1 pseudogene is annotated in these 281 nt (G+C 39.9%); it reads left to right on the top strand.

What is annotated here, in order from left to right:
- A pseudogene (locus HC176_RS19880) lies at nucleotides 1-281 on the top strand (quinol:cytochrome C oxidoreductase); the annotation flags it as partial.

Below are 281 nucleotides of genomic sequence, written 5' to 3'. Positions count from 1 at the left end.
AACGTGCCTTTCTTCCTAATTCGTGCTGCTTTGTATATCGCTGGATGGAACCTTTTCAGATATTTTCTTAGAAAGAATTCCCTTAGGCAAGATGAGGCAACAGATAACAGGTGGTATAAAAAGAACTTTAAACTTTCGGCTGGGTTTCTTGTATTCTTTATTGTAACAGAGTCCATGATGTCATGGGACTGGATCAAGAGTCTTGATCCACACTGGTTCAGTACGCTCTTTGGATGGTATGTGTTCTCCAGTATGTTTGTTTCAGGAATTACGGTTATTGC

The organism is Tamlana crocina (assembly GCF_012037625.1).
Note: the sequence above shows the minus strand (reverse complement) of the source record. Positions and strands in the feature narration are given on the sequence as shown.